Annotated in this window: 22 protein-coding genes and 1 tRNA gene; 10 read left to right on the forward strand and 13 right to left on the reverse strand. The window is 63.5% G+C overall.

All coding sequences use genetic code 11. The features are described from left to right. Positions 1 to 120 precede the first annotated feature (120 nt). Positions 121 to 1488: a cytochrome P450 gene (locus LB519_RS01025; protein ID WP_013528196.1), complete on the forward strand. Its 1368-nt coding sequence runs from the start codon at positions 121 to 123 to the stop codon at positions 1486 to 1488. A gap of 29 nt (positions 1489 to 1517) precedes the next feature. Here LB519_RS01025 and LB519_RS01030 read toward each other — a convergent pair whose 3' ends face one another. The 8 genes from LB519_RS01030 to LB519_RS01065 all read right to left on the reverse strand — a co-directional run bounded on the left by LB519_RS01030 (position 1518) and on the right by LB519_RS01065 (position 8225). Then, entirely contained in the window at positions 1518 to 2495 is a 978-nt protein-coding gene (locus LB519_RS01030) for a complex I NDUFA9 subunit family protein (protein WP_013528195.1), read from the reverse strand. Positions 2496 to 2588: 93 nt separating this feature from the next. Beyond that, positions 2589 to 3041 carry a DoxX family protein gene (locus LB519_RS01035; RefSeq protein WP_224618375.1) on the reverse strand — a complete coding sequence of 151 codons (453 nt, stop codon included), beginning with the start codon at positions 3039 to 3041 and terminating at the stop codon, positions 2589 to 2591. A gap of 196 nt (positions 3042 to 3237) precedes the next feature. Beyond that, positions 3238 to 3519, reverse strand: a complete 282-nt coding sequence (locus LB519_RS01040) for a hypothetical protein (RefSeq protein WP_224618376.1) — start codon at positions 3517 to 3519, stop codon at positions 3238 to 3240. Between the two features lie 241 nt (positions 3520 to 3760). Next, a complete protein-coding gene (locus tag LB519_RS01045) occupies positions 3761 to 4762 on the reverse strand; it encodes an Ldh family oxidoreductase (protein ID WP_024501902.1) in 1002 nt (333 codons plus the stop codon). Positions 4763 to 4877: 115 nt separating this feature from the next. Continuing rightward, the gene (locus LB519_RS01050; protein WP_224618377.1) at positions 4878 to 5687 is read right to left on the reverse strand and encodes an ABC transporter permease; all 810 of its coding nucleotides are present in this window, start codon (positions 5685 to 5687) and stop codon (positions 4878 to 4880) included. Then, positions 5687 to 6400: an ABC transporter permease gene (locus tag LB519_RS01055; RefSeq protein WP_196815384.1), complete on the reverse strand. Its 714-nt coding sequence runs from the start codon at positions 6398 to 6400 to the stop codon at positions 5687 to 5689. Before LB519_RS01055 ends, LB519_RS01050 begins: the two co-directional genes overlap by 1 nt. A gap of 155 nt (positions 6401 to 6555) precedes the next feature. Beyond that, positions 6556 to 7356: a transporter substrate-binding domain-containing protein gene (locus LB519_RS01060; protein WP_224618378.1), complete on the reverse strand. Its 801-nt coding sequence runs from the start codon at positions 7354 to 7356 to the stop codon at positions 6556 to 6558. Between the two features lie 53 nt (positions 7357 to 7409). Further along, the gene (locus LB519_RS01065) at positions 7410 to 8225 is read right to left on the reverse strand and encodes an ABC transporter ATP-binding protein (protein WP_063169844.1); all 816 of its coding nucleotides are present in this window, start codon (positions 8223 to 8225) and stop codon (positions 7410 to 7412) included. Between the two features lie 213 nt (positions 8226 to 8438). On the opposite strand from LB519_RS01065, the gene LB519_RS01070 reads away from it, so the two are divergent. The 4 genes from LB519_RS01070 (at position 8439) to LB519_RS01085 (ending at position 12406) form a co-directional block, all read left to right on the forward strand. Beyond that, entirely contained in the window at positions 8439 to 9311 is an 873-nt protein-coding gene (locus LB519_RS01070) for a dimethylarginine dimethylaminohydrolase family protein (protein WP_063171053.1), read from the forward strand. Then, positions 9308 to 9955, forward strand: a complete 648-nt coding sequence (locus LB519_RS01075) for a TetR family transcriptional regulator C-terminal domain-containing protein (RefSeq protein WP_032809890.1) — start codon at positions 9308 to 9310, stop codon at positions 9953 to 9955. The genes LB519_RS01070 and LB519_RS01075 overlap by 4 nt, the downstream gene beginning before the upstream one ends. Continuing rightward, the gene (locus LB519_RS01080) at positions 9952 to 11529 is read left to right on the forward strand and encodes a 5-guanidino-2-oxopentanoate decarboxylase (RefSeq protein ID WP_224618380.1); all 1578 of its coding nucleotides are present in this window, start codon (positions 9952 to 9954) and stop codon (positions 11527 to 11529) included. Before LB519_RS01075 ends, LB519_RS01080 begins: the two co-directional genes overlap by 4 nt. A gap of 169 nt (positions 11530 to 11698) precedes the next feature. Then, a complete protein-coding gene (locus LB519_RS01085; RefSeq protein ID WP_063171055.1) occupies positions 11699 to 12406 on the forward strand; it encodes an SDR family NAD(P)-dependent oxidoreductase in 708 nt (235 codons plus the stop codon). A 97-nt stretch (positions 12407 to 12503) separates the two neighbouring features. On the opposite strand, the gene rpsA is transcribed toward LB519_RS01085, so the two are convergent. From rpsA to aroA, 3 genes are all read right to left on the reverse strand, one after another. Then, positions 12504 to 14201, reverse strand: a complete 1698-nt coding sequence (gene rpsA / locus LB519_RS01090; RefSeq protein ID WP_013528183.1) for a 30S ribosomal protein S1 — start codon at positions 14199 to 14201, stop codon at positions 12504 to 12506. Positions 14202 to 14416: 215 nt separating this feature from the next. Next, a complete protein-coding gene (cmk, locus tag LB519_RS01095; RefSeq protein ID WP_013528182.1) occupies positions 14417 to 15061 on the reverse strand; it encodes a (d)CMP kinase in 645 nt (214 codons plus the stop codon). 67 nt (positions 15062 to 15128) lie between these two features. Further along, positions 15129 to 16487: a 3-phosphoshikimate 1-carboxyvinyltransferase gene (gene aroA / locus LB519_RS01100; protein WP_013528181.1), complete on the reverse strand. Its 1359-nt coding sequence runs from the start codon at positions 16485 to 16487 to the stop codon at positions 15129 to 15131. A 206-nt stretch (positions 16488 to 16693) separates the two neighbouring features. Between aroA and LB519_RS01105 the strand changes: the two genes are divergently transcribed. Next, positions 16694 to 17083 carry a TIGR02300 family protein gene (locus tag LB519_RS01105; protein ID WP_013528180.1) on the forward strand — a complete coding sequence of 130 codons (390 nt, stop codon included), beginning with the start codon at positions 16694 to 16696 and terminating at the stop codon, positions 17081 to 17083. 172 nt (positions 17084 to 17255) lie between these two features. Further along, positions 17256 to 17331 (forward strand) — tRNA-Ala (locus LB519_RS01110). 192 nt (positions 17332 to 17523) lie between these two features. Here the strand turns inward: LB519_RS01110 and dgoD are convergent. Beyond that, on the reverse strand, positions 17524 to 18672 hold the full coding sequence (dgoD, locus tag LB519_RS01115) for a galactonate dehydratase (RefSeq protein ID WP_224618382.1): 1149 nt from the start codon (positions 18670 to 18672) through the stop codon (positions 17524 to 17526). An 8-nt stretch (positions 18673 to 18680) separates the two neighbouring features. Then, positions 18681 to 19370 (reverse strand): FadR/GntR family transcriptional regulator, encoded by a 690-nt coding sequence (locus LB519_RS01120; RefSeq protein ID WP_050596413.1) that lies wholly within the window; start codon positions 19368 to 19370, stop codon positions 18681 to 18683. Positions 19371 to 19627: 257 nt separating this feature from the next. Between LB519_RS01120 and LB519_RS01125 the strand changes: the two genes are divergently transcribed. The 3 genes from LB519_RS01125 (at position 19628) to araH (ending at position 23161) form a co-directional block, all read left to right on the forward strand. After that, the gene (locus LB519_RS01125) at positions 19628 to 20617 is read left to right on the forward strand and encodes an arabinose ABC transporter substrate-binding protein (RefSeq protein ID WP_024501894.1); all 990 of its coding nucleotides are present in this window, start codon (positions 19628 to 19630) and stop codon (positions 20615 to 20617) included. 70 nt (positions 20618 to 20687) lie between these two features. Beyond that, a complete protein-coding gene (gene araG / locus LB519_RS01130; protein WP_318011887.1) occupies positions 20688 to 22199 on the forward strand; it encodes an L-arabinose ABC transporter ATP-binding protein AraG in 1512 nt (503 codons plus the stop codon). A gap of 11 nt (positions 22200 to 22210) precedes the next feature. Further along, on the forward strand, positions 22211 to 23161 hold the full coding sequence (araH, locus tag LB519_RS01135; protein ID WP_063169847.1) for an L-arabinose ABC transporter permease AraH: 951 nt from the start codon (positions 22211 to 22213) through the stop codon (positions 23159 to 23161). Positions 23162 to 23164 lie beyond the last annotated feature (3 nt).

The raw sequence follows: 23164 nt of genomic DNA on the forward strand, positions 1-23164 counted from the left end.
GGGGCAACAAGAAGGCACCTCGCGGTAACCGGTCACATTCCGGAGAGTAGGGCCTTGCCGTTCGGTCACATGGACGCCTGCTTTGCGGCCCACTACATTGGGTCATCAGCGGAGCACAGCATGGACATCCAGCCCGCCCCCTTCATTCCCCCGGCGCCGAAGCCGCGCACGACGCCGCCCTCGACGCTGGAGATGATCCGCATCGTCTACCGCAACCCGCTCGAATTGTGGGGTGAGCATACCTACAACGAGCCGTGGATTTCGGCGAACGGCGTTGGCGGACATCTGATCGTCGCCAATGATCCCGCCCTGATCCGGCATGTGCTGGTCGACAACGCCAGGAACTACAAGATGGCGACGGTGCGCCAGAAGATCCTGCGGCCGATCCTGCGCGACGGCCTGCTCACCGCCGAGGGCGAGGTCTGGAAGCGGTCGCGCAAGGCGATGGCGCCGGTGTTCACGCCGCGCCACATCTTCGGCTTCGCCCAGCCGATGCTGAGGCGCACGCAGGACTTCGTCACCCGTTACGAAGACGGCGGCACGTCTGACATCGCCCATGACATGACGCTGCTCACTTATGACATCCTGGCCGAGACGCTGTTTTCCGGCGAGATATCAGGCGAGCCCGGCAGTTTCGCCAACGAGATCGACCGCCTGTTCGAGACCATGGGTCGCGTCGATCCGCTCGACCTGTTGCGTGCGCCCGACTGGCTGCCGAGGCTGACCCGCATCCGTGGCCGCAAGACCATGGCCTATTTCCGCAAGATCGTCACCGACACGGTCAAGATGCGCGAAGCGAAATTCAAGCGCGATCCCGATGCCGTGCCGCAGGATTTCCTGACACTGCTGCTCAAGGCCGAGGGACCCGACGGACTGACGCGGGCCGAGGTCGAGGACAATATCATCACCTTCATCGGCGCCGGCCATGAGACGACGGCGCGTGCGCTCGGCTGGACGCTCTATTGCCTGGCTGAATCACCGTGGGAGCGCAACCGGGTCGAGCAGGAGATCGACCAGGTGCTGGCGCGCGAGCCCGATCCGACGAAATGGCTCGATGCCATGCCGTTCACGCGCGCGGCTTTCGACGAAGCGCTCAGGCTCTATCCGCCGGCGCCGTCGATCAACCGCGAGCCGATCGAACCGGAAATGTGGAAGGATCTTCATATCCCCAAGCACGCCGCGGTGCTGGTGATGCCTTGGGTCGTGCATCGCCACAGGAAACTGTGGGACCGGCCGGATGCCTTCCTGCCGGAGCGCTTCCACCCGGGAAATCGCGAAAAGATCGACCGCTTCCAGTATCTGCCGTTTGGCGCCGGCCCACGCGTCTGCATCGGCGCCAGCTTCGCCATGCAGGAGGCGATCATCGCGCTGGCGATCATGCTGTCGCGCTTCCGCTTCGACACCACCGCCGAAACGAAACCCTGGCCGGTACAGAAACTGACCACGCAGCCGCAAGGCGGTCTACCGATGCAGGTCACGCCGCGTTAGGCGTGACACCTTCAGGCAGTTGCGCCGAATTAGGCCGCGGGCTTGCGTTGCTGGAACTGGCCGGCGGCGCGGTAGCGCCAGAGATAGCTGGGCAGGATCGTCGCGATCGACTGCGACTGGATGCCTAGCCCCGCAAGCGTCCTGTTGGTCTGGTTGGCGGCGTCCGAAACGATGTTGTGCTCGCGCAGCTGCATCACCTGGTCCTTGGTCAGCAGCGGGTTGGGCAGGAGACCGAGGATCGAGGCCTGGATGTTGGCCACCCACCACGGAACCGGCACCAGCAGCCGCTTGCGCTCGATCACGTCGAGCAGCTCTTCCATACACTGCTTGAAGGTGAGCACCTTCGGTCCGCCGAGTTCATAGATCTGGCCGCCATCCACCTTGCCGTCGACCGAGCGCGCCACCGCTTCGGCTACGTCGCCGACATAGACCGGCTGAAACTTGGTCTGGCCGCCGCCGATCAGCGGCAGCACCGGCGAATAGCGCGCCATGTTGGCGAAGCGGTTGAAGAAGCCGTCTTCGGGTCCGAAATTGATCGACGGCCGGAAGATCACGGCGTCCTTGATCGTCTCCAGGACAGCCTTTTCGCCAAGCGCCTTGGTGCGCGCGTAGTCTGATTCGGAGTCCAGATCGGCGCCAAGCGCAGAAATGTGGGTCAGGCCGGCGCCGACCGAGCGCGCGGCCTCGGCCACTGCGCGGGCGCCGAACTCGTGCACGGCGGAGAATTTCTGCCGGCCGCTCTCATGCAGGATGGCGACCAGATTGACGACATGGTCGGCGCCTTGCACGGCGCGGTCTACCGACCAGCGCACGCGCACATTGGCCTGGACCGGCTGGATCTGGCCGACATTGCCGAGCGGCTGCAAATGGCCGGCGAGATCGGGCCGCCGGCAGGCGACCCTGATGCGATAGCCGCGCTTGGCCAACGCGCGCACGACATGGCGGCCGACAAAGCCTGACCCGCCAAAGACGACGACGAGCTTTGGGGTCTGCAGGATTTCGGTCATGGCTGGCTCCGGCGCTCGCAGGCTTGGCTGAAGCCGTTTCATAATCCGTTTCGTGCCAAAGGCAAAGGGCGACGCGTCGTCGCTATCAGCCTGTCAGAACGCTTTGCCGATACGGTTGTCGACCGAATGGCGGTTGCCGCCGCGAATGACGAAGAAGAGCAGGATCGCTGCCCACAGCAGCGACTTTTCCGCACCCGAATAGCCTTGGCCCATGGTGACCCAGTGGAACCAGACCGTGACCAGCAGCACGAACAGGCCGGCAAAGGCGGCCGGCCGCGTCAAAAAGCCGATGGCGATGAAGATGCCGCCAAAGAATTCAGTGCAGGCCAGAAGCAACGACCACAACGCGCCCGGATAGAAGCCGAGACCCTCGACCATCTCGGCAGCGCCGAAAGGATTGGCGATCTTCTGCGAACCGTGGATGGCGAGAAACCCGCCGGCGACGACGCGAAGAACGGTTTCGGCACCATCGTGCAGGGCCGCGTAAAACCTGCCAAGGACCGGGATGACAAGGGCGTTGCGGGGATTGTCCGTGCTTGCCGACATTGTAGCTCCTCTGTTTTGCTCAATCAGCGCAAACGGCCGATCAGGTTGGTCGAAGTCAAATAAACAAAAGTTGACCAAAACGAGAATGTTTTACCATCGTGCGATCAAAACGCAGAAAACCCCGCCGAAGCGGGGTTTTCCGGGTGACATCCATGCGAAGCCAGGGGCCGACGGCGCGGCCTGACCTGAGACGGTATCAGGAGGGCGTGAAGCAAGTACGCCCACCCCAGCCCTGAACATCCGACATGGTGCCACCAACCTTCTTGCAGGCGGCGACGAAATCGGCGCTGCAATTGGCGAATTTTGCATGGCCGTTCTTGCAGTAGTGGTCTTCGGTGGCCCCGCCGCCCGGGGCAGCGATGACACCTGGGCTGGACGGCTTGACCGGTGCGGCCTTCAGGGTGGCTGCCTGTGTGGCGCCCATGAACGAGCCGAGCAGAAGGACGGCGGTCAGCATGGTGATCTTGGTGTTGGTCATGGCAATTTCCTTTGATTTGGGTTGAGTTTTCCGAGGCGCGAAGGACCGGCCTTCGCGTGATGCAGGCTTTCGATTTCGGTTTGCTGCTTCCCTCGGTGTGGATCGGGCAAGCTCGCCTTGCCCTGGACAAAGCTGGGTCGCAGCAAGGCGCGAAAAGGTTCAGCGGCGCGCAAAGAAAATCGCACTGCGCCGCGCCTGCGGCGGGCGAATTCCAGATAACCAATTGATATTTAATAGATATTCAGGAAGAATAGCGTGCAGCGAATTCGGAAATGCGCTGCACCACGGCCTTCGATGCAGTAATGCCGCGCGCTTGCGCCTTCTCGGCGGCCTCTGCGCGGGCACGACCGGGCACATGCACGCCGAAGCGCCGCCGCAGCCGGTCAAGCTGGTCCTTCATTCGTTGCTCGAAATCTGGATCGAGCAGCTTGGGTTCGATAGCAAGCACGAACAGTCCCGTGCCGGGGCTGTCCGGCCCGCCGCTGAACCATGGCGCGTCGAGCGACCAGTTGGCGCCCGACAGGCCCGCCGCCAGCACCTCGACCATCAGCGCGATGTTGGCGCCGCGCTGACCGCCGAAGGCGAGCATTGCGCCCTTCATGGCGGCGGCGGGATCGGTGGTCGGGTTGCCGCTGGCGTCCAGCGCCCAGCCTTCCGGGATTGTCTTGCCGTCCTCGGCCGCTTTGCGGATGTTGACGAAAGCGGTGGCGCTCGACGACTGGTCGATGACCAGCGGCGCCCCGTCGGCGGCAGGCGCGGCAAACGACATCGGGTTGGTGCAGTAGACCGGCTTGACCGAGCCCGAGCCGGCAAGCACGGCCGGGCCGTTGGTGGCTGCGAACGACACCAGTCCTTGTGCTGCCAGCCTTCCGGTGAAATAGCCGAGCGCGCCGCATGTATAGGCGTTCTTCTGCGAGAAGATGGCGACACCGAACAGCTTTGCCGCCTTGGCGAGGTCGTCGATGGTGCGGTCGAAGCCGGTATGCGCCAGCCCGCCGCGTGCATCGGAGAGATAGACTGCCAGCGCCGGCCGGGTGATCACCGGGTCGGCATTGCCGTCGATGCGTCCGGCTTCCAGCGCCTCGAGATAGTCGATGAAATGCGACAGACCGACCGAGGAAAGCCCTTCGGCCTCGGCTGATATGATCGAAGCAGTGAGCGATTGCGCCGCTTCCTCATTGGCGCCGGCGCCAAGTGCCGCCATCCGGCACAGTCCTTTTGCCTGGTCGAGACTGAGTTGCATCATGGCCGTCCTAGGGGAGTAGGGGAATAGGGGAGTACGGGACAGTGGGCAGTGAATAGCGAATGGGGATGGAAATGTGAATGTGGATAGTAGCCCGATACTCCCCTACTCCCCTCTAACCAATCTTGTTCGGGATCCTGGCCTCTATCCTGCTGAAGGCGAAGACCAGAATGCCGGTTATCGTCATGTAGATCAGCGCCAGCAGCAGCAAGGGCTCGTAGGTGAGGTAGGTGTCCTGCCGTACTTTGGACGAAACGGCGAAGATGTCGATGACGCTGATCGTCGCCACCAGCGGCGTCGACTTCAATTGCAGCACGGTCTCGCCGGTCAGCGTCGGCAGCGCCCGGTAGATGGCTTGCGGCAGCCAGATCCGCCGGAACGCCTTCCAGCGGCTCATGCCGAAGGCGCGGGCGGCTTCGAGTTGCCCCTTGGGCACGCCGGCGAAGGCGCCGCGCATCACCTCGCCCTCATAACCGGCGAACGACAGGGTCAGCGCCAGCACGCCATAGGGCCAGGCTTGCCGCAGATATGGCCACATCCAGGATTCGCGGATCCACGGATATTGCGGGAACAGCGAACCCAGGCCGTAATAGAGCAGCCAGAGCTGGATCAGCAGCGGCGTGCCTCGGATCACCGTGCAGAACACCTTGGCGGGTGCGGCGAACCAGAACGAGCCGGCAGCCTGCGCCAGGCCAAGCGGGACGGCCAGCAGGAAGCCCAGCACGCAGGTGACGGCCAGGATCCACAGCGAGCGCCAGAGGCCGATCAAGCCCATTTCATAATATTGCGGCAGCCAGTCCCAGCGCATGAAAAAGGCGGCCGACAAAACAAGGCCCAGTGCGATCACGATCAGCACGATGCGGTGCGGCTGCAGCCACAGCGACGTTCGCGCGGCGACGTCGATGATGGTCGCCTCGTTGGCCATCAGCGCGCCTCCTTGAGCGAAGGCATGCCGCGCCGCGACCAGGTCTCGACCCGGCCGATAACGAGGTTGGAAAACAGCGACAAAAGCAGATAGAGCACGCCCGCCGCGAAAAAGAAGGTGAAATAGGCCTTGGTGACGCCCGCTGCCTGCCGCGTTGCCAGCGCCAGCTCATAGAAGCCGACAACAGCCAATAGCGCGGTGTCCTTGGTGGCGATCAGCCAGAGATTGGCGAGGCCCGGAATAGCGAAGGGCAGCATTGACGGCAAGGTGATGCGCCGCAACATCAGGCCCGGAGACATTCCATAGGCGCGGGCGGCTTCGATCTGGCCCTGCGGAATGGCCAGGATCGCGCCGCGTATCACCTCTGTCGAATAGGCGCCCTGGACGAAGCCGAGCACGGCGATGCCGGCGGCAAGGCCGCTCACGTCGACGCGCTGATAACCCATGGCCGTCAGCGCCTGATTGATCAGGTCGGTGCCGGCGTAATAGAGCAGCAGGATCAGCACCAGTTCGGGCACGGCGCGCACGATGGTGGTGTAAACCGCCAGGAGATCGCGCACCACCGGCCCGCCATAAAGCTTGCCATAGGCGCCGCCGGTGCCGATCAGAAGGCCGAGGCACGTGGCGCCCAGCGCGATCTCGATCGAATGCAGCAGCCCAACCAGAAGCGCCCCGCCCCAGCCTGGCGGGTAGGGCGAGAGAAGCTCGGTGATGCCGGCCGCGGAGGCCGAAAGAAGTGCGTCGATCAGCGTCGCCCCCGAAGTGCTGACTAACCGCCGACGGCTGCGTCGGCGGCAAACATGCCTGGGAAAGATCGAGCAGGTGGGGCATGGCGCGACGCCACACCCCACAGCTCATACGAGGATCGTCAGTTCGACTGCGCGCCGCCGCCGCCGTAAATGTCGAAATCGAAGTATTTCTTCGAGATCTCGTCATATTTGCCGTTGGCGCGGATCGCCTTGATGCCGGCGTTGATTTTGCCCTTCAGTTCGGTGTCTTCCTTGCGCACGCCGGCGCCGACGCCCGGTCCGAGCACTTCGTCATCGGGAGCGACCATGCCCTTTAGGTCGCAGCAGGCTTTGCCCTGGTCGGATTTGAGGAATTCGCCAAGCGCGATGGAATCGGCCTGCACCGCGTCGAGACGGCCGGCGGCCAGATCGTTGTTGGCCTCGTCCTGGGTCTGGTATTCCTTGATCTCGGAGGCTGTGCTGCCAAAGTGCTTCTTGGCATAGACAGCGTGCACCGTCGACACTTGCACGCCGACGATCTTGCCCTTGAGGTCGTCCGGAGCGGAGCCGAATTTCTGGTCCTTCGGGCCGATGATCGCGGTCGGCGTGTTATAGTACTTGTCCGAGAAATCGATCGTCTTCGCGCGTTCGGCGGTGATCGACATCGAGGAGACGATGAGGTCGATCTTCTTGGTCGTCAGAGCCGGGATGATGCCGTCCCAGGCAACCGGGGTGATGACGCAATCGAGCTTCTCCTCGGCGCAGACGGCGTCGATGAAGTCGATCTCCCAGCCGATCCATTTGCCCGAAGCATCGGGCGAGGTGAAGGGCGGATAAGGCTCGGCGGCGACGCCGATCTTGACCGGATCGGCCTTGGCCACGCCCATGGCGGCGACGCCGAGCAGCAGCGCTGCGGCAAATGTCTTCAGAACGGTCTTCATTTCATGACTCCCAGTTTGTTGTTGGTTCCCGGTTTTCTTCCGTCCCGGCTTGCCTAGCCGATGTTGCGGATGAACTGCTTCAGCCTTTCGGATTTCGGTGCGCCGAAGATCTGCTCCGGCGGCCCTTCTTCCTCGACCAGCCCGTTGTAGAGGTAGACGACATGGGTCGCGACCTCGCGGGCGAACTTCATCTCGTGGGTGACCAGCACCATGGTGCGGCCTTCGCGCGCCAGGTCGCCGATCACCTTCAGCACCTCGCCGACCAGTTCGGGATCGAGCGCGGAGGTGGGCTCGTCGAACAGCATGACGCGCGGATTGATGGCCAGCGCCCGGGCGATCGCGGCGCGCTGCTGCTGGCCGCCCGACAGATAGGCCGGATAGACGTCGCGCTTTTCAGCCAGACCGACACGGGCGAGCAGCCTCTCGGCCTCGCCGATCGCCACATCACGCTTGACGCCAAGCACATGCACCGGAACCTCGATGACGTTTTCGATCAGCGTCATGTGGCTCCACAGGTTGAAGTTTTGGAACACCATGCCGAGCTTGGAGCGGATGCGCTCGATCTGCTTGCGGTCGGCCGGAATGGTGTGGCCGTGGCTGTCGGCCTTGAGTTTGATCTCCTCGCCATTGACGCGAATGATGCCGCTGGTCGGGTTTTCCAGGCAGTTGATGCAGCGCAGCAGGGTCGATTTGCCGGACCCCGAGCCGCCGATGATGGCGATGACCTCGCCGTCGCGCGCCGACAGCGAGACGCCCTTCAGCACATGCAGCTCACCGAACTTCTTGTGCAGGTTCTCGACATGGATGGCTTCGGCGGCGCCGTCCTGCGCCTTGCCGGATCGGACTGCGGCAGCTTCCACCACGCTCACCGGGTGACCTCTATCGGGTCGGCTGCGGTTCGTCGAACGTGTATCCGGCTAATTAACATATACGCTGTACTGCCCCGCTCCAGACTTCAGCATGGACCCAACGGCGAGAGCCCGTCAATCCTGCTTATTACGGCACTTGCGAGCTTGTTGTGCAAGTGTATAAATAGCCTTCCATGAAATTTTCTCGATTTTTTTCAGCGAAAAAGGACTTCGATGAGCGCTTTCGGATCACAGTCCATGGCGGCGCCGCTGCGCCGCGTGCTGATGCGGTCGGCGGCCAACGCCATGCGCAATGCCGACAGGGTTGCCTGGCACTATGGCCCGGGATTCAATCCGGCGAAAGCGGCATCGCAGCACGCGCTCCTTGCTGAACTGGTGGCGGCTTCCGGTGCCGAAATCGAATGGATCGAGGACACGGCGGATGGACTTTCGGACTCGGTGTTCACGCACGACCCGTCGCTGATGACCGATCGCGGCGCGCTGATTCTGTCCATGGGCAAGCCGTTGCGCGCCAGGGAGCCCTCGCTGCATGAGGAAACCTACCGAAGGCTGGGCATTCCAATCCTGGGCCGCGTCGAGGTTCCTGGCCAGGTCGAAGGCGGTGATTGCGTATGGCTCGATGCCCGTACGCTGGTGATCGGGCGCGGTGTCCGCTCCAACCAGGAAGGCATCCAGCAGGTTTCCAACCTGCTGACGCCGCTGGGCGTTTCCGTCTACGGCTTTGATCTTCCGCTGTGGCAAGGCGAAGAAGCGTGCCTGCATCTGATGTCGGTGATCAGCCCGCTGGCCGACGACCTCGCACTGGTCCATTCACCGCTTTTGCCGGCCCCATTCTATCAGATGCTGAAGGCGCGTAACATCCGGCTGGTCGAAGGCGACGCCGAAGAGTTCGCGGCTTCCAACGGCCTTAGCCTGAACGTGCTGCCGACCAGCCCACACAAGATCATTGCCGTCGCGGGCTTTCCAAAGACCAAAGCCGCGATGGAAGCCGCCGGCTGCACGGTCGAAATCTTCGAGGCGGATGCGCTCTGCATCGCCTGCGAGGGCGGGCCGACATGCCTGACGCGACCGATCCTGCGCCAATGAATATGCCATCCCGCCGCAGGTTCCGTCGCGAGGGCGAGGAGCGGCGGCGGCAGGATCTGATCGAGGCCACTCTGGACAGCGTGGCGGAACATGGCCTGCAGGGCGCCACCTTGCGCACCATCGCATTGCGTGCCGGCGTCACCGCCGGGCTGATCCGGCACTATTTTCCCGGCAAGGAAGAATTGCTGCAGGAAGCCTATGCAGCGCTGATGGGCCGCATGACCGAGCAGGCGAAAGCGGCTTTGGTCATGGAGAATGCCTCGCCTCGCCAGCGCCTTGCGGCTTTCGTCACCGCCAACCTCAATGCGCCGATTATCGACGCGCGGGTGTTTTCGCTCTGGGCAACCTTCATCGGCCGCGCCAGAGCGGATCCGACCTTGGCCCACGCCCACCGCGAAGGCTACCTTGGTTTTCGCAATGAGGTGGAAGCGGTTGTGGCCGAGGTGCTCGCCGCCGAACGGCGCAAATCGGACGCAAGCCAATTGCGCCACCATGCCATCGCGATTAATGCGATCATCGACGGACTCTGGATCGAAGGCTGCCTGGCCGGCGAGATGTTCTCGCCCGGCGAATTGGCGGCGATCGGCATCAAGGCCGTCGAGGCCGAACTAGGCCTCGCGCCGGAAGGGGAGGAAAACCAATGACGACACTCGGCGAAGCGCTCATTTCGCTGCTCGAAGCCCATGGCGTCGACACGGTCTTCGGGATTCCCGGCGTCCACACGGTAGAACTCTACCGCGGGCTAGCGCGCTCCAAGATCCGCCACGTCACACCGCGTCACGAACAGGGCGCCGGCTTCATGGCCGATGGCTACGCACGCGCCAGCGGCAGACCGGGCGTCGCCTTCGTCATCACCGGACCGGGGCTGACCAACACCATCACCGCCATGGGGCAGGCACGCGCCGATTCGGTGCCGATGCTGGTGATCTCAGGCGTCAACGCCACGCCGACGCTGGGCAAGGGGCTGGGCCATCTGCACGAATTGCCGGATCAGCGCGGCATGATGGAGAAGGTGGCGCTGTTTTCGCAGCGCGTTACCGAGGCTGGCGAATTGCCCGGCGCGCTGGCGCAGGCCTTCGCTCTGTTTTCATCGGCCCGGCCCGGCCCGGTGCATATCGAGATCCCGACCGACGTCATGGTCAAGCCGGCGGATGGCATCGCTGCCATGCTGAGCAATGTGACGCCGCCCGTGCCGGAAGGTGTCGCAATTGCCAACGCGGCCAAACTCATCAGTGCAGCGCGCCGCCCGCTGATCCTGGTCGGCGGCGGCGCCAAACGCGCCGAAGCGCCACTGCGGCGTCTGGCCGAACGGCTGGGGGCGCCGGTCGTCCAGACCACCAATGCGCGCGGCCTGCTGCATGGTCATCCGCTTTGCGTGCCGGCCAGTCCCAGCCTGAAGACAGTACGGGCGCTGATGGCCGACGCCGACCTGGTCATTGCCGCCGGCACCGAATTCGGCTCGACCGACTATGACGGCTACAGCGATGGCGGCTTCGTCCTGCCCGCCAACCTGATCCGCATCGATATCGGCGCGGACCAGCTTGCCCGCCGCCCGGCGACGGTTTCGATCCAGGCCGATTGCGCCGAGGCGCTCGAAGCACTGCTTCTGGAAACCCGCCATGTCCGGGCAAGCGAGGGCGGATCGTCGCGCGCCGCTACTACACGCAAAGCAGCCTTTGCCGAGCTCAATCCGACACTGCAGGGGCAGGTGCGCGCCGTCGAGATGATCCGCGACGCTTTGCCGGGCGCGCTCATCGTCGGCGATTCGACGCAGCCGATCTATGCGGCCAACCTCTATTACGACCATGATCGGCCAGGCGGTTGGTTCAATGCCGCCACCGGCTTCGGCGCGCTTGGCTACGGCCCGCCGGCCGCAATTGGCGCGGCCCTTGCGATACCCGATGCGCCGGTCGTCTGCCTCACGGGTGACGGCGGCTTCCAGTTCACGCTGCCGGAACTGGGCGCCGCGCTCGACGCGCGGGTACCGGTCATCTTCGTCGTCTGGAACAACAGAGGCTACCGCGAGATCGAAACCTCGATGCTCGATGTCGGCGTCGAGCCGGTCGGCGTATCGCCGGCGCCGCCGGATTTCTGCAAGCTGGCCGAGGCTTATGGCATCGGCGCCGAACGGCTTGCCGATATCGACGCTCTCGCGGACGCGCTGAAGCGCGCCCGGGCCACCGGACTGCCGCGCGTCATCGAAATCACAGTTGACTGAAGCGCGGGTTTCCCGTCTTGGCGGGCCACGGCTGAAGTGTCGGACGCATGCAAAGACGCGACAACTGCCATGTCGAGATGTCAATTGAGTGATGGCGCAAAAGGCGCGACGCTTCGCGTCGGCGGCACAGAAACGACCTAACGACAAAAAAATGACAGGAGCGTCCAAGATGACGGAAACACTTGAAGGCAAGCATATCGTCGTGACTGGTGGGACCGGTGCACTCGGCGGTGCGGTTGTCGGCAAACTGCTGAGCGACGGCGCGATCTGCCATGTGCCCAATGCTCATGCCGCCGCCCCTACGCATTTCCCCTTTACCTCGCATGACCGTGTCCAGCTGGTGCACAACGTCGATCTCTCGGACCCCGCGAAGGTCGAAGCGTTCTATAGCCAGGTTCCGGGCCTTTGGGGCTCGATCCATCTGGCTGGCGGCTTCACCTCGGCGCCTGTTGAAAAGATCGAGTCGGCGTCCTTTGCCGAGATGATGGACACCAATGCGCGCACCGCCTTCCTGTGCTGCCGCGCCGCGATCCGCTCGATGCTGTCGTCGGACACGGCGGGCCGCATCGTCAACGTCACCGCGCGCGCCGGGCTCGATCCGCGGCGCGGCGCCGGCATGGTCGCTTACGCCGCCAGCAAGGCGGCGGTGGCAGCCATGACGGTGGCGATGGCCGAAGAGCTGAAGCACAAGGGCATCCTGGTCAATGCCGTGGCGCCGTCGACGCTAGATACGCCGGCAAACCGCGCCGATATGCCGGATGCCGATGTCACAAGATGGGTCAGCCTCGAAGCCGCCGCCGAGGCCATCGCCTATCTCGCCTCGCCGGCCAATCAGGCGATGAGCGGCACGCTGGTGCCGCTTTACGGCAGGGCGTAACTTTCCAACCTTTACCTAGGTCAAAGAAAAACCCCGCCGGATCGCTCCGGCGGGGTTTTGTTTTGGAGCCTGTGCGAAGGCTTCGCGGTGCGAAGACTTAGCTGCCCTGCTTCTTCAGCGCGGCACCCAGGATGTCGCCCAGCGAAGCGCCGGAGTCGGTCGAGCCGTACTGAGCGACCGCTTCCTTCTCTTCGGCGATTTCCAGCGCCTTGATCGAGACCTGCAGCTTGCGGGTCTTCTTGTCGAAGGCGATGACGCGGGCATCGACCTTCTGGCCGACGGTGAAGCGCTCGGGGCGCTGCTCGTCGCGGTCACGGCTCAGGTCGGAGCGCTTGATGAAGGTTTCGATGCCGCTGTCGACCAGCCGCACTTCCAGACCGCCATCCTTGACGCCGATGACTTCGCAGGTGACGACCGCGTTCTTGCGCAGTTCGCCTGAAGTCGCCGCTTCGCCGACCGTATCCTTGGCCAGCTGCTTGATGCCGAGCGAGATGCGCTCCTTGTCGATGTCGACGTCGAGCACCTGCGCCTTGACCATGTCGCCGCGATTGTACTCTTCGATGACCTGCTCGCCCGGACGGGTCCAGTCGAGGTCGGAAAGGTGCACCATGCCGTCCACGTCGCCTTCGAGGCCGATGAACAGGCCGAACTCGGTCTTGTTCTTGACCTCGCCCTCGACCTGGCTGCCGACCGGATGGCTAGAGGCGAAAGCCTGCCACGGATTCTCGAGCGTCTGCTTGAGGCCGAGCGAGATGCGGCGCTTGGCCGGATCGACTTCGAGCACCACCACGTCGACTTCCTGGGTCGTCGACAGGATCTTGCCGGGATGCACGTTCTTCTTCGTCCACGACATTTCCGAAACGTGGATGAGACCCTCGATGCCCGGCTCCAGCTCGACGAACGCGCCGTAGTCGGTGATGTTGGTGACGGTGCCCTTGATCTTCTTGCCGATCGGGAACTTGGTGCCGATCTCGGACCACGGATCGCTCTCGAGCTGCTTCATGCCGAGCGAGATACGGTGGGTTTCCTGGTTGATGCGGATGATCTGCACCTTGACCGTCTGACCGATGTTGAGGATTTCGGTCGGATGGTTGACGCGGCGCCATGCCATGTCGGTGACATGCAGCAGGCCGTCGATGCCGCCGAGGTCGACGAACGCACCGTAATCGGTGATGTTCTTGACGACGCCTTCGACAACCTGGCCTTCTTCGAGGTTCTGCACGATTTCCGAACGCTGTTCGGCGCGGCTCTCTTCGAGCACGGTACGGCGAGACACCACGATGTTGCCGCGGCGGCGATCCATCTTGAGGATCTCGAAGGGCTGCGGGTTGTGCATCAGCGGGGAGACGTCGCGGATCGGGCGGATATCGACCTGGCTGCGCGGCAGGAAGGCCACGGCGCCGTCGAGGTCGACCGTGAAGCCGCCCTTGACCTGGTTGAAGATAACACCTTCGACGCGCTCACCCTTGGTGAACTTCTCTTCGAGGCGGACCCAGCTCTCTTCGCGACGGGCCTTCTCACGGGAAAGCATTGCTTCGCCAAGCGCGTTTTCAATGCGCTCGACATAGACCTCGACGGTGTCACCAACCTTGAGGGTAGTGTCCTTGCCCTTGACGCCGAATTCCTTCAGCGGCACGCGGCCTTCGACCTTGAGGCCGACGTCGATGATGGCCATGTCCTTTTCGATCGCCGTGATCGTGCCCTTGACGACCTGGCCTTCGCCGGAGTGACCGGTGGTGAATGATTCTTCGAGCAGGCTCGCGAAATCATCGCGAGTGGGATTTGCAGCTGACATTGTTTCTCCTGGAGTGCCCCGCATCTGGAAGCGGGACGGGCGCCGTGGGTTAGCGTTGCGTTGGCCTGCCGGCGTTCCGGGCTACAAAAGCCCTGGGCCGCTCTTTAAGCGGCAATTCCGGCGCATGAAGAATGCTGGCAGGCTGGTTCGTGCCCGATATGGGTATTTTCTTCGCCTCCGACAACGGAAAGACGAGGGAAAAACCCGGATCAGGCCTAGTCTCTCTTGGCCAAGACGTCATCGATGATCGCCATGGCTGCAAGAAACGCGGCTTCTATAGCCATTTCGCTGGTATCAAGCAAGTGCGCGTCGGCGGCCGGCTTCAAAGGTGAGTCGGCACGGCCCATGTCGCGCTCGTCGCGGCGCATGATATCGGCGAGGATCTCGGTGAAATCGGCGGTCCCGCCGATGCTCTCGATCTCGGCCAGCCGGCGCTGTGCCCGCACCTCGGCGCTCGCCGTCACATAGAGTTTGATGTCGGCGTCGGGGCACACCACGGTGCCGATGTCGCGCCCATCGAGCACCGCACCCGGCGGCGTCTTGGCGAAGTCGCGCTGCTTTTCGACGAGGATGCGCCGCACGGTCGGGTACACCGCGACCTTGGAGGCCGCCTCGCCGACCGCATGCGCCGACAAGACCGTCCGGTCGAGCTTTGCCAAATCGACCTGGCGGGCAGCGGTTTCAGCCGCCGAGACATTGTCGAGCGGCAGCGCGTGCTGGATGAGCGCATAGGCCACGGCACGGTAGGTGAGGCCGGTGTCGAGCAGGTTGAGGCGGTAGTGGTCGGCCAGCCGGCGGGCGAGGGTGCCCTTGCCGGCGCCGGCGGGGCCGTCGATGGCGATGGTGAAGACGTGTGTCATTGGCAGACCGCCGAAAGGGTTGGGCGCTGGCCTGCCAACGTACCAAGGCTATTGGTTGCCACGACCGTCACCCGATCTCCGCGCCCAGCGCCGTCATCAGCCCCATGAACTCCGGAAAGCTGGTCGCGATCATGGCGGCGTCGTCAATGGTCACCGGCTTTTCCGTCGCCAGCCCCATGACCAGAAAGCTCATGGCGATGCGGTGATCGAGGTGGGTCTGCACGGTGGTGTCCTTGCCATTGGGATGGCCGCCAAGGCCTTTGCCGCCCGGTTTGCCGCGCACGGCAAGCGAAGCTTCGCCCTCGGTGCAGTCGACGCCGTTGAGCGTCAGCCCGTTGGCGACGGCCGACAGCCGGTCGGATTCCTTCACCCGCAACTCCTCCAGCCCCTGCATCAGCGTTTCGCCCTCGGCGAAGCTCGCAGCGACCGCCAGCACCGGATACTCGTCGATCATCGACGGCGCCCGCTCGGGCGGCACGATGACGCCCTTGAGCTCGGAGTAACGTACCCGCAGGTCGGCGACATCCTCGCCGCCGGCATTGCGCGGGTTGAGGATGTCGATGTTGCCGCCCATCTCCTGCAGCGTCAAAAGCAGGCCGGTGCGGGTCGGGTTCATCAGTACGTTTTCGATCGTGATGTCCGAACCCGGCACGATCAGGGCGGCCACCAGCGGGAAGCCGGCTGAGGACGGGTCGCCCGGCACGGCGATGGTCTGGCCGGTCAGCTTGCCCTGGCCTTCGATGAAGATGTGGCGCACGCCACGCTCGTCGGTTTCGACCGACAGATTGGCGCCAAACCCCTTCAGCATCTTTTCGGTGTGGTCGCGTGTCATCACCGGCTCGATCACCGTGGTGATGCCGGGTGTGTTGAGGCCGGCGAGCAGCACTGCGGACTTCACCTGCGCCGAGGCCATCGGCACGCGATAGGTGATCGGTGCGGCATGCTTGGGTCCATGCAGTGTGATCGGCATGCGGTCGCCCGGCGTCGCCTTCAGCACCTGCACGCCCATCTGGCGCAAGGGTTCCAGCACACGGCCCATCGGCCGGCCCGACAGCGAGGCATCGCCGATGAAGGTGGTCTCCATGTCATAGGTGCCGACAAGGCCCATGGTCAGCCGCGAGCCGGTGCCGGCATTGCCGAAATCGAGCGGGCCTTCCGGCTGCAGCAGCGCGCCGTTGCCGGTGCCGCGGATCACCCACTCGTCGCCGTTCTTCTCGATATGCGCGCCCATTGCCTTCATGGCGGCACCCGTGCGCATCACGTCCTCGCCTTCGAGCAGGCCGGTGATGCGGGTCTCGCCGGAGGCGAGGCCGCCGAACATGAAGGAACGGTGCGAGATCGACTTGTCGCCCGGCACGCGCGCGATGCCGGAAAGGGCTGGGGATTGGCGGGCGGTGGCCGGCTTGGGGGCGGCGGCGTGAGACATGGAATTTCCCTGGACGGAATGCCGGCGGGCCGGCGCTTTTCATTTGTTGCGGCGGTCTCGTACCACGGTGGGCCGAAATGGTCATCCCCATGGTCGTCACTTCACGCGAGGCCTTTCAATGCATGGTTTTGTGACGCCGGCTTTTCGCTTTGACAGCGCTGCAAACTGTGGTTAAGGGGACCACTCTTTTATTGACGAGGCTTGCCGTGGCAAAAACCGAACTTGGCACAAAACGTATCGACCCGGAGACGGGCCGAAAATTCTACGACCTGAACAAGGACCCGATCGTCTCGCCCTACACCGGCAAGACCTATCCGCGTTCCTATTTCGAGGAAGGCAAGATTGCCGCTCTCGAGGAGGAAGAGGAAGTGGCCGAGAAGGAAGTGGACGCCGAGGAAGAAGAAGGCGTTGAGGTCGTCTCGCTCGAAGAGGCTGATGAGGACGTCAAGGGCGACGACCTGCCGGATCTTGGCGACGACGAGGACGACGTTGATCTCGGCGACGACGAAGATGACACCTTCCTCGCCGACGAAGAGGAAGAAGATGACGACGTTGCCGACATGATCGGCGTCGGCGACGACGACGACGAGGTCTGATCGGCCTTGAAAGCGGGCGTTTGCGGGCTTTCGAGGACTGTGAAGAAAAAGCGACTCTCGAAGGCTTGATATCTGAGAAGGGCGGGGTTAGAAGCCGCCTGCACTAACGGCGCGGTCTCCAACCCGCGCCGGATCTCTTCGCCGGAAACGGCGCCGGTTGACTGCCGGAAGTGGGGCCATAGCTCAGTTGGGAGAGCGCTTGAATGGCATTCAAGAGGTCGTCGGTTCGATCCCGATTGGCTCCACCAAACAGTCCCTCTGCAATTCGCAGCCGATGAATGTGCCGCACTGCGGTCATCTGCGTTTGATGGTCAATTCGGCAACGCCGCTGAAAGCCCCTCGATCAAACCGAACGAACGAGCCATTTCTCGAGAGCAACTGCTCGCCGGACAAAGTCTTCATTATTCCTGGAGTGCTTGGAGTCTGAAAGCCAGCCCGGATCACCACTCGGCGAAGGAACCGTCCTTGTGGCGCCAGATCGGGTTGCGCCAGCGGTGGCCTTCCCTGGCACGTTCCTTGACATAATCCTCGTCGATCTCGACACCCAGTCCCGGGCCGTCGGGGATGGCGACATAACCATCCTCGTAGCGGAAGACATCCTTGTTGGCGGCATAGTCGAGCAGGTCGTTGGCGGCATTGTAGTGGATGCCGAGGCTCTGCTCCTGGATGAAGCAGTTGTAGCTGACCGCGTCGAGCTGCAGGCACGCGGCAAGCGCGATCGGCCCGAGCGGGCAATGCGGCGCGACCGCGACATCATAGGCTTCCGCCATCGCCGCGATCTTGCGGCATTCTGTGATGCCGCCGGCATGCGACAGGTCGGGCTGGATGATGTCGACGACGCCTTCCTCGAACACGGACTTGAAGTCCCAGCGGCTATAGAGCCGCTCGCCGAGCGCGATCGGTGTCGAGCCAAGCGCGGCGATCTCCTTCAGCGCCTCGCGGTTTTCGCTGAGCACCGGCTCCTCGATGAACATCAGCCTATAGGGTTCGAGTTCCTTGACGAGCGCACGCGCCATCGGCCGGTGCACGCGGCCATGAAAATCGACAGCGATGCCGATGTTGGGCCCGACGGCCTCGCGCACCATGGCGACGCGTTCGACAGCGGCGTCGATCTTGTCATGGCTGTCGACGATCTGCAGTTCTTCGGTACCGTTCATCTTGAGCGCCAGGAAACCGCGCGCCACCATTTCCCTGGCGCCGGCAGCGACCTCCGCCGGGCGGTCGCCGCCGATCCAGGAATAGACCTTGATCGAGTCGCGCAGCTTGCCGCCGAGCAGTTCGTGCACGGGCACGCCGAGCGCCTTGCCCTTGATGTCCCACAGTGCCTGGTCGATCCCGGCAATGGCGCTCATCAGGATCGGGCCGCCGCGGTAGAAACCGCCGCGGTGCATCACCGTCCAGTGATCCTCGATCAGCCGGGGATCCTTGCCGATGAGATAATCGCCAAGCTCCTTGACCGCCGCCTCGACGGTCAGCGCCCGGCCTTCAACGACCGGCTCGCCCCAGCCGATCACGCCGGCATCGGTTTCGATCTTCAGGAACAGCCAGCGCGGCGGAACGATGTAGGTGGTGAGCGAGATGATTTTCATGCGCAGTCTCAGTTGCTTTTGAGTTTCTTGGCGCTGACGAGGTCGCGCGCCGCGAGGTCGAGGATCTTGTTTGCCGCCCCACGCGCGGCATCGGCATTGCGCATACGCAGCGCCTCGACCACCTCGCGGTGCGCCGCCACGGCCTCCATGCGCCGGTCGAGCGAAATCACCGCCGTCGCCTCCAGCGAGAATTTCAGCCCGGTGTCGATGAGATTGCCGATCTGGCGAAAGATCGGGTTGTGGCTCGCGGCATAGACGATCTGGTGGAAAGCGATGTCGCTGCGCGAGAAGGCGGCGAGATCCTCGCCGGCGCCGGCCATGCCGCGCCAGGTGGCTTCGAGATCGGCGATCTCCTGCAGCGTCGCGCGCGTGGCGGCGAGTTCGGCAACCAGCGGCTCGATGGCCCGGCGAGTCTCAAGAATGGCGTCGAAGAGCTTGTCGTCCAGTGCATGCGGCGCGTGCCAGGCCAGCACCTGCGGGTCGATGATGTTCCAGTCGTCCTCGTTGCAGACGATCGTGCCGACGCGTGGCCGCGACAGCACCAGCCCTTTTGCCGCCAACACTTTCAGGGCCTCACGGATGACGGTGCGGCTGACGCTGTATTCGACGCCGAGCTCGTTTTCGGTCGGCAGTGAGGAGCCGGCCGGATAGCGCCCGGAAAAGATGTCCGAGGCAATCGCCTTGGTCACGTCGGGCATGACGCGCGGGCGGCGAGTGGCTGTGTCGCCTTGCGGTTTCTTCAAAGTCCCGGTCACCTCAGCCCTCCTCCAAGGCGGCGAACCGCTGGTTTCGCACAACCGGTCCGGCCTTAACGGATGCGGATCAATTGCGCCAGCGATCGCTGGTCAGAGCATGTACATTAATTATCATACCAGATCAATTGACGAGTATGATAAAAGCGATTAGAGACTCCGGCATCCGGGCTGAGCGCCCGGTCTATCGCTGGGAGGTAATCATGCGACTTTTGAAGACCGCGCTCGTCGCGGGCGCGCTTGCCGTGCTGTCCGTCACGACCATCGCTGCATATGCTCAGGACACCAAGATCGGCTTCATCGTCAAACAGCCCGAGGAGCCGTGGTTCCAGGACGAATGGAAGTTTGCTGACCAGGCCGCCAAGGAAAAGGGCTTTACCCTGGTCAAGATCGGCGCCGAAGACGGTGAGAAGCTGATGTCGGCCATCGACAATCTCGGCGCCCAGGGCGCGCAGGGTTTCATCGTCTGCACGCCCGACGTGAAGCTCGGCCCCGGCATCGTCGCCAAGGCCGCCGCCAACAATCTCAAGCTGATGACTGTCGATGACCGCCTGGTCGGCGCCGACGGCAAGGCGCTGGAAGACGTGCCGCATATGGGCATCTCGGCAACCAAGATCGGCGAGGCGGTTGGCCAGGCGATCGTCGACGAGATGAAGGCGCGCGGCTGGAAGGCCGACGAGGTCGGCGCCATCCGCGTCTCTTACGACCAACTGCCGACCGCGGTCGACCGCGTCGAAGGCGCCATCTCGGTGCTCAAGGCAAACGGCTTCAAGGCCGAGAACATTTTTGACGCCCCTCAGGCCAAGACCGATACGGAAGCTGCCCTCAATGCGGCGACCGTCGTGCTCAACGCCCATGCCGAGATCAAGAAGTGGGTTTCTTTCGGCCTCAACGACGAAGCGGTGCTGGGTGCGGTGCGTGCCTCCGAAAGCGTCGGCATCCCCGCTGATAGCGTGATCGGCGTTGGCATTGGCGGCGCGGATTCGGCGATCAACGAGTTCAAGAAGCCGACGGCCACCGGCTTCGTCGGCACCGTGATCATCTCGCCGAAGCGTCATGGCTACGAAACGGCGCTCAACATGTATGACTGGGTTGCCAGCAACAAGGAGCCGGAGAAGTTGATCCTGACTTCCGGTGCACTCGCCAAGCGCGACGACTACCAGAAGGTCCGCCAGGGCCTCGGCATCGAATAATCCTCCCTGTACAAACAGGCGGCGGCTCATCCCGCCGCCTGTTTGCCATTCCATAAGAGGATCGCTGCCCGTGTCCTTTCTCGACTTCTCGCACATCACCAAGACCTATCCGGGCGTCAAGGCGCTGTCGGACATCTCGTTCGGCGTCGACAAAGGCGCCGTGCATGGGCTGATGGGCGAGAACGGCGCCGGCAAATCCACCCTGATCAAGATACTGTCCGGCGACCAGCATGCCGATCAGGGCGAGATCCGCATCGACGGCAGGGTTCAGGCCTATACGTCGACCCGGGATGCCTTCGACAATGGCGTCATCGTCATTCATCAGGAACTGCAGCTGGTTCCTGAACTCACCGTTGCCGAAAATCTCAGCCTCGGTCGTTTCCCTGCCAACGCCGGCATCATCGCCGGCCGCCGGATGCTGGACGACGTCGGCGCCAAGCTGAAATCGGCCGGCATCGACATCGACATGCGCCGCAAGGTCAAGACGCTGTCCATCGGCGAACGCCAGATGGTCGAGATCGCCAAGGCGATCATGCTCGACGCACGCGTTATCGCGCTGGACGAACCGACCTCGTCGCTGTCCTCGCGCGAAAGCGAAATCCTGTTTGCCCTGATCGACCGCCTGCGCGGCGAGGGCAAGGTCATCATCTACGTCTCGCACAGGCTCGACGAAGTGTTCCGGCTCTGCGACAGCCTGACCGTGCTGCGCGACGGCAAGCTGGCGGCGCACCATGCGTCGCTGAAAGGCGTCACCCGCGACCAGGTCGTCGCCGAAATGGTCGGCCGCGAGATTTCGGATATCTGGGGTTTTCGCGCACGAAAAACGGGCGATGTCCGCCTGAAGGTCGACGCTCTCAGCGGCCCCAAACTGAAGACGCCGGCCAGTTTCGAGGCGAGGGCAGGCGAGATCGTCGGCTTCTTCGGCCTGATCGGCGCCGGGCGCTCGGAACTGATGCGTCTGGTCTATGGCGCCGATCCGCGCTCGGGCGGCACCATCACCGTCGATGGCAAGCTGGTCCCTGCCACCGATCCGCGTGGTACGATCCGGGCCGGCATCGTGCTGTGTTCGGAGGATCGCAAGCATGACGGCATCATCCAGGGCCGCTCGGTCGAGGAGAACATCAACATCTCGTCGCGGCGCCATCACACGCGCTTCGGCGTGTTGAACCGCGCCAGCGAGATCGCCACCGCCGAAACCTTCATCAAGAAGCTCAAGGTGCGCACGCCGTCGCGCAAGCAGGACATCATCAACCTCTCCGGCGGCAACCAGCAGAAGGTCATTCTTGGCCGCTGGCTGTCCGAACAAGGGGTGCGGGTTCTCATTGTCGACGAGCCGACGCGCGGCATCGACGTCGGTGCCAAATCGGAAATCTATGAACTGCTCTACCAGCTTGCGCAGGACGGCATGGCGATCGTTGTCGTCTCGTCCGAACTGCCGGAGGTGATGGGCATCTGCGATCGCATTCTGGTGATGTGCGGCGGCCGCGTCAGCGCCGAGCTCACCCGCGACCAGTTCGCCGAAAGGGCGATCCTGGCCGCCGCTCTCCCCGATCAGAAAACCCCCGACGCGATCGCATCTTGAGGACTTTTGGCATGACCGACCAGTTGAAAAAAATCCTGCTCGGCGAACAGGGCCTCGTCGTCATCTTTGTCGTCGCCTTCGCGCTGGTCTCGGCTCTGGTGCCGAATTTCCTCACCGACCGCAATATGCTCGGCCTGCTGCAGTCGGTGGTCACCGTCGGTATCGTCGCCTGCACCATGATGTTCTGCCTTGCCGCACGCGACTTCGACCTGTCGGTCGGCTCCATCGTCGCCTTTGCCGGCATGGTCGCTGTGATGGCGTCGAATTACACCGGCTCGATCCTGCTTGGCCTCTTGGCGGCAATTGCCAGCGGCGCCTTCGTCGGCTTCATCAATGGCGTCGTCATCGCCAAATTCCGCATCAACGCGCTGATCACGACGCTGGCCACCATGCAGATCGTGCGCGGGTTTGCGCTGATTGCGTCCGACGGCCGCGCCGTCGGCATCAACAGCCCGGATTTCTACCAGCTCGCGCTGTCCAAACTGCTCGGCATTCCGACGCCGGTCTGGGTGCTCGCCATCCTGTTTTTCATCTTCGGCTTCGTCCTCAACCGCACCGTCTTCGGCAAGAACACATTGGCCATCGGCGGCAATCCGGAGGCTTCGCGCCTTGCCGGCGTCAATGTCGACCGGACGCGCATCTGGATTTTTGCGCTGCAAGGCGTCGTCTGCGGCATCGCCGGCATCCTGCTGGCGTCGCGCATCACCTCGGGCCAGCCCAACGCGGCGGTCGGACTGGAACTCTCGGTCATCTCGGCCTGCGTGCTCGGCGGCGTCTCGCTTGCCGGCGGCCGCGCCACCATGTCGGGCGTCATCGTCGGCGTGCTGATCATGGGCATCGCCGAGAACGCCATGAACCTGCTCAACATCCCGGCCTTTTACCAGTACATCGTGCGCGGCGTTATTTTGCTGCTGGCCGTGCTGCTCGACAATCTGCGCTCGTCGGCTTTGGGCCGGCGTTGACTC

It is taken from the genome of Mesorhizobium sp. AD1-1, assembly GCF_020164655.1.
Taxonomy (GTDB): domain Bacteria; phylum Pseudomonadota; class Alphaproteobacteria; order Rhizobiales; family Rhizobiaceae; genus Mesorhizobium; species Mesorhizobium ciceri.

Bases quoted from the DNA above. Each gene is read 5' to 3' on its own strand.
- LB519_RS01025 (WP_013528196.1), top strand. From the start codon at position 121: ATGGACATCCAGCCCGCCCCCTTCATTCCCCCGGCGCCGAAGCCGCGC.
- LB519_RS01030 (WP_013528195.1), bottom strand. From the start codon at position 2,495: ATGACCGAAATCCTGCAGACCCCAAAGCTCGTCGTCGTCTTTGGCGGG.
- LB519_RS01035 (WP_224618375.1), bottom strand. From the start codon at position 3,041: ATGTCGGCAAGCACGGACAATCCCCGCAACGCCCTTGTCATCCCGGTC.
- LB519_RS01040 (WP_224618376.1), bottom strand. From the start codon at position 3,519: ATGACCAACACCAAGATCACCATGCTGACCGCCGTCCTTCTGCTCGGC.
- LB519_RS01045 (WP_024501902.1), bottom strand. From the start codon at position 4,762: ATGCAACTCAGTCTCGACCAGGCAAAAGGACTGTGCCGGATGGCGGCA.
- LB519_RS01050 (WP_224618377.1), bottom strand. From the start codon at position 5,687: ATGGCCAACGAGGCGACCATCATCGACGTCGCCGCGCGAACGTCGCTG.
- LB519_RS01060 (WP_224618378.1), bottom strand. From the start codon at position 7,356: ATGAAGACCGTTCTGAAGACATTTGCCGCAGCGCTGCTGCTCGGCGTC.
- LB519_RS01070 (WP_063171053.1), top strand. From the start codon at position 8,439: ATGAGCGCTTTCGGATCACAGTCCATGGCGGCGCCGCTGCGCCGCGTG.
- LB519_RS01075 (WP_032809890.1), top strand. From the start codon at position 9,308: ATGAATATGCCATCCCGCCGCAGGTTCCGTCGCGAGGGCGAGGAGCGG.
- LB519_RS01080 (WP_224618380.1), top strand. From the start codon at position 9,952: ATGACGACACTCGGCGAAGCGCTCATTTCGCTGCTCGAAGCCCATGGC.
- LB519_RS01085 (WP_063171055.1), top strand. From the start codon at position 11,699: ATGACGGAAACACTTGAAGGCAAGCATATCGTCGTGACTGGTGGGACC.
- rpsA (WP_013528183.1), bottom strand. From the start codon at position 14,201: ATGTCAGCTGCAAATCCCACTCGCGATGATTTCGCGAGCCTGCTCGAA.
- cmk (WP_013528182.1), bottom strand. From the start codon at position 15,061: ATGACACACGTCTTCACCATCGCCATCGACGGCCCCGCCGGCGCCGGC.
- aroA (WP_013528181.1), bottom strand. From the start codon at position 16,487: ATGTCTCACGCCGCCGCCCCCAAGCCGGCCACCGCCCGCCAATCCCCA.
- dgoD (WP_224618382.1), bottom strand. From the start codon at position 18,672: ATGAAAATCATCTCGCTCACCACCTACATCGTTCCGCCGCGCTGGCTG.
- LB519_RS01120 (WP_050596413.1), bottom strand. From the start codon at position 19,370: ATGCCCGACGTGACCAAGGCGATTGCCTCGGACATCTTTTCCGGGCGC.
- LB519_RS01125 (WP_024501894.1), top strand. From the start codon at position 19,628: ATGCGACTTTTGAAGACCGCGCTCGTCGCGGGCGCGCTTGCCGTGCTG.
- araH (WP_063169847.1), top strand. From the start codon at position 22,211: ATGACCGACCAGTTGAAAAAAATCCTGCTCGGCGAACAGGGCCTCGTC.